We start from the raw sequence: 7,278 nt of genomic DNA on the forward strand, positions 1-7,278 counted from the left end.
AATGAAAAATAAAACAGCAGCCTTATCAGATATATCGCGAACCAACCAAATAAAAATCTTAGAAACTCCACAAAAAGTTGCCGAAAAACTGTTTCAGTATCTATTTAAAAGCGGACAAGGGATAGAACATTTTATTCTTAAAGATCCGATTGCTAAAGATAAAGATTTTGAAAATGAGGAGTCACCGGCTAGCTTTTATAAAGAACGGCATAAAGAAATTAAAAATGAAATCAAAAAAAGGCTGGTTGAACATGGGGAAAAACGGGAAAATTCAGACATTCAATACTTCCTATCCTATACTGGTGGCCAAAAATATGTGTTCTTTTTATCCCCTAATAAAAATCATTCGGGATGGCAAAAGTTATTTACAGACAATTCTAGCGATCGAGAAAGAATTTTCAACCTCATTTTCAAGTTTTATATTCTGTCTCAAGGCTTATCCGTTGAAACACTAAAGGGTTTTGAAGAATTACTGTTACTTCATTCCACGACGCTAAGCAAATCGAAAGACGCTCTTTTTGTATGGGGACAGAATTTGTTAATCAAATACAATCCACATAATGTACTAACATTAACATTGTCTAGAAAAAACCGAAAATTTTTATTACAAAAAGATCGAAAAGATTACAAGACTGTAGATGGTGATAATTTAGGAGAGTTGTTGGTATACAAAAATAAGAATTACTACTTCGAGCGCGATCTAGATGCTCGCAGCAAAAATTATATTTATTTTATGCAATTTGATAGCGATCCTAAAAAATATGACAAGTTCAAAAAAACTCAGCTTTATCATTACCAAAACCTCATGACAAAATTTGAGGGTTTTTTAAGTGAGTGCAATATTGCTTTCAAGTCTCTTCATTTTCAGGCCGATCACTACTTAGAAAACCATTTCATCAAAGACATAGAATCTGTAGAATCGTTAGAAATTATTAACAATACTGGGGTCGATTTAGCTGAATCTGACCAACAAGTTCTGCAACATTTTCTGAAACATCAAGGCGTATCTACTATCGCATTTTACAATGATGGAAAAACTGTTAGTACCTATGAAGAAGTAGAAGCTGACGGTGAGGACGAGATTTGCTGGAGAATTACTGAATCTATTAAATGGTCAGATATTCAACTCGAACCGGAAAAAAACTATTTGGTTTTCAATAAATTTTTGGAGGAAGAAGCGGGTTCAATGGCTTACCAGAGAAAAGACGCTCTGTGGTGTCCATCAACAACAATAGATAGTGAATCGCAAGTAGATTTTTATTCACAGTTAAAGAAAAGATTTAACTATTTGGAGACAGGACAGTTTTTTAGCACACAGGGGATAAATATACCAAAATTTACTGCTGTGGGAGATGAGCAATCTGATTGGGCGCTTCTTAATTATACAGATCGTAAAATCGATCGAGCTAGTCTCCACGATGAGACGAAAGCTTTTACCGAGGGTAATTTTTTGGATGTAGAGGGTTCTATTTTTGCTTATCTAATAGGGGAAAAAGATAGCAAGCAATGGAAAAATTTTTGCTCTACACATAAAATAAATATTTCCCCAGAATTTCAGAAAGTTTTGATTGAGTTGGAAATTAAGAACTGGATATCCCAGAGTCTTGCAAATCCGAACTTGGGCTTGCGTATTACTAATCAATCATTTCCGGAAAAACAATTTTTTAGTATTTATGTACGCAGCCCTAAAAACAAGGAAGCTAAAGCGGTTGCGGTAGAATTTCTGTATCAAGATGGTTGCATATACATAAAAAATTTAATGCGCGATTTGAAACAAATAGAATCTAAATTTCGCTTTTTAAGAAGGAGAAAAAATAGTTCAGAAAAATTAATTAACGATCAAAAATATTTTGTAGATGAATCAGAGGCTCTGTATATTAGTTGTTATACAAATGATTTTTATACGCCAACCTTAATTGGACGGATGGGTATTATTGAAGATATCGAAAGCGGAGAGCTAACAATCAACCGAACAATTCAAGGTGAAAATAGTAGTAGATTATTACCTTTGATATCCTATTACAACAGCGAGATTCAACCTATTAACAAAATCCAAAATATGATCTGCTTGGATTTGAAGAACGAAACATTTATTCAGTATTATGTTCCTCCAGCACAAAGTATCGGAAAATTGATTAAGAAAGGCTTTAGAGTCTATCATTTGATTGGGAATAGATATTCAGGAGAGTCAATTGCCAGCTCTGAACTGATCGAGCATCCCATCACAGCTTTACATTTTAGTACGCTAACTCAAAATGTTTTAAAGCTCGGTGAAAACAGTCAATTATCCCTGTTACAAAAAGTAGTAAAGGAATTAATGGGAAGTTGAAAAAAGGATGAATTTGAATGCTGCTTCCAGAAAAAATCCAGATAGTTCAGCGATCGGAGAAGATCATGGGATACACTCACATCTGGTCTGAGGCCGGCTCTAAGTATCAACGTCAGCTAGAAGCCAACCTGCTACTTAGAGCCGATCGTACTTCTCGATCGCTCTTTGGACTGGTGAGGAGAACCCACTAGACGTGCCATAATCAGCCATATTATCTGGTACGCGATCGCCTGAACCTATGGATGCGCTAATCGGCAAAACTTTACAGGGTGGAAAGTACACCCTCGAACAAGAATTGGGCCGCGGCGGCTTTGGAATTACTTTCAGGGCAAATCACCGCTATTTAGGACAGCCTGTAGTCATAAAAACGCTCAACGAATCTCTGCGGCAGCAACCCAATTTTGCTGAGTTCGATCGCAAGTTTCAAGACGAAGCGAGGCGGTTGGCTTCCTGCGTTCATCCCAATATTGTCCGCGTCAGCGATTTCTTTGTCGAAGACGGGCAGCCTTACATGGTGATGGACTACATTGCGGGTCAGAATTTGGCAGATGTAGTCGGTTCAAATAATCCGCTGCCAGAAAATGTCGCAATTCTCTACATCACTCAAATTGGGGCTGCTTTGAAAGCAGTTCATCAAAAGGGTTTGCTGCACCGAGATATCAAACCACAAAACATTATTTTGCGCCAAGGTACTCAGGAAGTCGTGCTGATTGACTTTGGCATTGCCCGCGAGTTTACTCCAGGTGCAACCCAAAGTCACACTAATATGGTGTCAGACGGCTACGCGCCCCCAGAACAGTATTTTGCCCAAGGAAAATATACGCCAGCCACAGATGTTTACGGTATGGCGGCGACGCTTTACACTTTACTGACAGCACAGGTGCCGGTGGCTGCAATTTTACGCACCAGTCAGCCGATGCCTTCACCCCGCGACTTGCAGCCTCAACTAAGTGCGGCTGTCAGTTCGGCGGTGATGCGGGGGATGACGGTAGAAGCTCAAAATCGCCCTGCTACCGTCGATGAGTGGCTGTCGCTGCTGCAGGGGCAGCCTCATGGTGCAGCGTCGCCGAGCACCGGGCCGACAGTGGCGGTGATTCCGGGACACGGGCCTCAGTCGCCTGCGGGTTCCAGAACAGCGCCTGCGGTGGTGTCTTCTGGGGACAACAACCGCAAGGTTTGGTGGATTTTGGGGATCGTGGCGATCGCACTTATTGTGGCAGGTTTTGTCGGTATTGCTAGGGTTTTCCTCAACCGGCCGTCTTCGGAACCCGCACCGGTGGCCCAGGACGATCGCACTTCGGCCCCAGCAGATCCAGACGCGCGCGTGAACCCCGCACCAATTCCCGCGCCGACACCAACGCCAGCACCCACTCGCAGAGAAGCTCCGCCGCCTGCTGCTGAAACTCCAGCGCCTGCTGCTGAAACTCCAGCGCCTGCTGCTGAAACTCCAACACCCGCCCCAGCACCAACACCAGCGCCTTCTCCCGAAGCTGTCGAACCCACACCAACAGAAAAACTTGTTGACAAAGAGTTGCCGCCAGATCGATCGCCCGCACCCAGCGAACAACCGGGAACCAGTTATCAGAAGACTCCCACAATCCCTGGATTTGCCGTTGGTACGCCGGAAAGTCAGATTTTATCCCAATTGGGAGAACCGACTGACTCTCAAGCCAGGGGCTATTGGCCGAATACTCGAACCGCACTTTACGAAATATTGCCAAATCGGATTACTCTCGGCTACATTTACGATCGCGATTCGGGCCAGCTAGTACAAACAGAGGGTTCTTTTGCTCAGTCTGTGGACGATTTGGTGGTGCGAACCGCCTTAAACGGGATGGTGGGCGGCGCCAGCAGGGAGATTTTGCAAGGCTTGGGCGACGTGCAGCAGCGCCGGAGTAATCGGTTTACGTTTAGGAAGGGTTCGCTGGAAGGGACGATCGAACGCAATGAGCGCGATCGGATTTACATCGGCGTCTGGGACGACAACTTGCATTAAAGTTGGCATGGCTGACATTTTGCACCCTTGTCAATAAACGTTGAAAGGGCGGGCTCTTCGGCCCACCCCACAGGAAAACTCAACTCTTGTGGAACAGGCCGGAAAGCCTGTTCAAGAAAATGGTGGAAGATGTAAATATTCTTGACTCAGCTTTGTGCCCAAATCCCAAATCTAAAATCTAAAATCTAAAATCTAAAATCTAAAATCGCTTGACGCAACACGAAATATTGTCTATGATTAAAGAACACACGAGGGGCTGTAATGGTTTCGACAGGGTGGCGAAAGCTGCTCCGTGATGCAGGTCGAGAGGGAGTCTACTCTCGTTAATATCGGCTCAAAAAAAATAGTAAATGCGAACAACATCGTTCCTTTCGCTCGCAAAGCCGTAGCTGTAGCCTAAAAACTTCTTGAGCTTGGTTTAGAGTGTATGCCACCTAACTCCGTTAACGGTAGCATAACAACCCCCAACGGATGCCCTAGCTAAACGTTTCTAGTCGGCTAGCTAGGAAAGCAATCACTAGAAAATCCTCCCATTTAGGATAAAGATGGTTCCCGCCCCGAGGATCAGAGGGGATAAACCTGTGAACGATCGGAAGGTAAATACCCGCTTTGGACGGCAGTTCGATTCTGCCCAGTTCCATAAAAAAAGTAGCGTAAAATCAATGGTTTAAACCATTTGAAAGTTACTTTAAAGCATTATAAAGGGCTCAGATTTAACTCTGAGCCCTTTTGTTTGGCTCAGATAGCTCAACTCATCCGTGTATCCGTGTCAAAATCCCTGCAGTGCTCTACCTTTTCCCCGCCTGGGGACTGAAATATTTGCTGGTCGTTTTTCAATTTGCGTCCTCACCGCCTTGCAACCGTCAACCGCCAACCATAAATTACCAACCCCATTAGCTACGCTGCGGGCTCATATAATTATAACTTCACCCTGTGTGTGCGTTGTTGGAGCCAGTCCGGCGATATACTAAAAAGCGGTAAAGCATTAAAAATCTTTACAAACACCCGACTCTCCAAGCCTACTCCTACTAAGGATGGGTATAAAAATATATGCGAGCGCTCAAAAGCTGGAAATAATGAACCCAGGAATTGACTTACAAGGAAGTTTTGTAGAAGCCCTGATGAATTTGGGCTTACCGACGGACATCGCCCAAGTGCTTTGGCTACCGCTGCCAATGTTGCTGATGATTGTCGCTGCCGTCTTCGGGGTACTGACTAGCGTCTGGCTGGAACGGAAAATTTCCGCCGCCGCTCAACAGCGGGTAGGCCCGGAATTCATCGGCCCTCTGGGAGTGCTAGCACCCGTTGCTGATGGTCTGAAGTTGGTATTCAAAGAAGACATCGTACCCGCAAAAGCTGACGCGCTGCTATTTACCCTAGGCCCGGTAATTGTGGTGATTCCAGTTTTTCTGTCTTACTTAATCGTGCCCTTCGGAGAGCATATGCTGATCGCCGATATGGGGACAGCAATATTTCTGTGGATTGCTCTGTCTAGCATTCAGCCGATCGGCTTGCTGATGTCCGGCTATGCTTCTAACAACAAATACGCCCTCCTCGGAGGACTCAGAGCCGCCGCTCAATCCCTCAGCTACGAAATTCCCCTAGCTTTGGCAGTATTGGCAGTTGTAATGATGTCCAATAGCCTCAGTACGATCGACATCGTACAGCAGCAAGCCGGCTACGGCATTGTCGGCTGGAATATCTGGCGGCAGCCCGCAGGTTTCCTGATTTTCTGGATCGCAGCACTAGCAGAATGCGAACGGTTGCCCTTTGACCTCCCGGAAGCAGAAGAAGAATTGGTAGCAGGATATCAGACTGAGTACACAGGCATGAAATTTGCTTTGTACTATATCGCTTCCTACGTTAACCTCGTCCTTTCTTGCCTGCTAGTAGCAGTTTTGTACCTCGGCGGCTGGGAATGCCCGATTCCTGTCGGAGTGCTGACAAATGCCCTGGGATTGAGCGAGACGACTCCTTGGTTGCAGGTAATTACCGGCTTGCTGGGCATTACAATGACGATGCTGAAAGCCTACTTTTTCTTGTTTCTGGCAGTTCTGCTCCGCTGGACTCTGCCGCGAGTTCGGATCGACCAATTGCTAGATTTGGGATGGAAGTTTTTGCTGCCCGTTGCTTTAGTTAATTTGCTATTGACCGCAGCTTTGAAGCTTGCCTTTCCCTTTGCTTTTGGCGGTTAATTCGTAATAGGTAAATGGCAACAGCTAAAAAAAATAGCTGTTAAGCAATTACCTATTATCAATTAGCAATTACCAAAAACTCAAGTACAGAGAGAGAACACCATGCTAAAATTCCTCAATCAAGTAGGCGAATACGCCAAAGAGACTCTTCAAGCTGCTAAGTATATCGGTCAAGGGCTATCTGTTACCTTTGACCACATGAGACGCCGACCGATTACGGTGCAGTATCCTTACGAAAAATTAATTCCTTCCGAACGTTTTCGGGGCAGAATTCACTTTGAATTTGACAAGTGCATCTCCTGCGAAGTCTGTGTTCGGGTGTGTCCGATCAATTTGCCTGTGGTGGATTGGGAATTTAACAAAGAAACTAAGAAGAAACAACTCAAGCACTACAGTATCGATTTTGGTGTTTGTATCTTCTGTGGCAACTGCGTAGAATATTGTCCGACTAATTGTTTGTCGATGACAGAAGAGTATGAGTTAGCCGCCTACGAACGTCACGAATTGAATTATGACAACGTGGCCCTCGGACGTTTGCCCTACAAGGTTACAGACGATCCGATGGTGACACCGCTGCGCGAATTCGCTTATTTGCCGAAAGGTGCGATCGACCCCCATGAAGTTTCCTACACCGATCGCCGTGCCGGTCTGCGTCCAGAGGAAATTATCGAAAAGTAGGTAATGGGGCATGGGGCATGGGGCATGGGGCATGGGGCATGGGGCATGGGGCATGGGGCATGGGGCATGGGGCATGGGGC

At 44.9% G+C, this 7,278-nt stretch carries 5 protein-coding genes and 1 other RNA gene; all 6 read left to right on the top strand.

The features are described from left to right. Position 1 precedes the first annotated feature (1 nt). The 6 genes from QUA16_RS17375 (at position 2) to ndhI (ending at position 7,198) form a co-directional block, all read left to right on the top strand. A complete protein-coding gene (locus QUA16_RS17375) occupies positions 2–2,329 on the top strand; it encodes a hypothetical protein (RefSeq protein ID WP_333104645.1) in 2,328 nt (775 codons plus the stop codon). 17 nt (positions 2,330–2,346) lie between these two features. Then, complete coding sequence (locus QUA16_RS17380) at positions 2,347–2,520, top strand: hypothetical protein (protein WP_333104644.1); 174 nt, start codon at positions 2,347–2,349, stop codon at positions 2,518–2,520. Between the two features lie 47 nt (positions 2,521–2,567). Then, positions 2,568–4,325 (top strand): serine/threonine-protein kinase, encoded by a 1,758-nt coding sequence (locus tag QUA16_RS17385; protein WP_333104643.1) that lies wholly within the window; start codon positions 2,568–2,570, stop codon positions 4,323–4,325. 252 nt (positions 4,326–4,577) lie between these two features. Then, positions 4,578–4,968, top strand: a transfer-messenger RNA (tmRNA) gene (ssrA, locus tag QUA16_RS17390). A 433-nt stretch (positions 4,969–5,401) separates the two neighbouring features. Then, positions 5,402–6,520, top strand: a complete 1,119-nt coding sequence (nuoH, locus tag QUA16_RS17395; protein WP_333104642.1) for an NADH-quinone oxidoreductase subunit NuoH — start codon at positions 5,402–5,404, stop codon at positions 6,518–6,520. 102 nt (positions 6,521–6,622) lie between these two features. Next, positions 6,623–7,198, top strand: a complete 576-nt coding sequence (gene ndhI, locus QUA16_RS17400; protein ID WP_293246901.1) for an NAD(P)H-quinone oxidoreductase subunit I — start codon at positions 6,623–6,625, stop codon at positions 7,196–7,198. Positions 7,199–7,278: the final 80 nt, after the last annotated feature.

This window comes from Microcoleus sp. S13_C3 (assembly GCF_036700905.1).
Lineage (GTDB): Bacteria > Cyanobacteriota > Cyanobacteriia > Cyanobacteriales > Microcoleaceae > Microcoleus.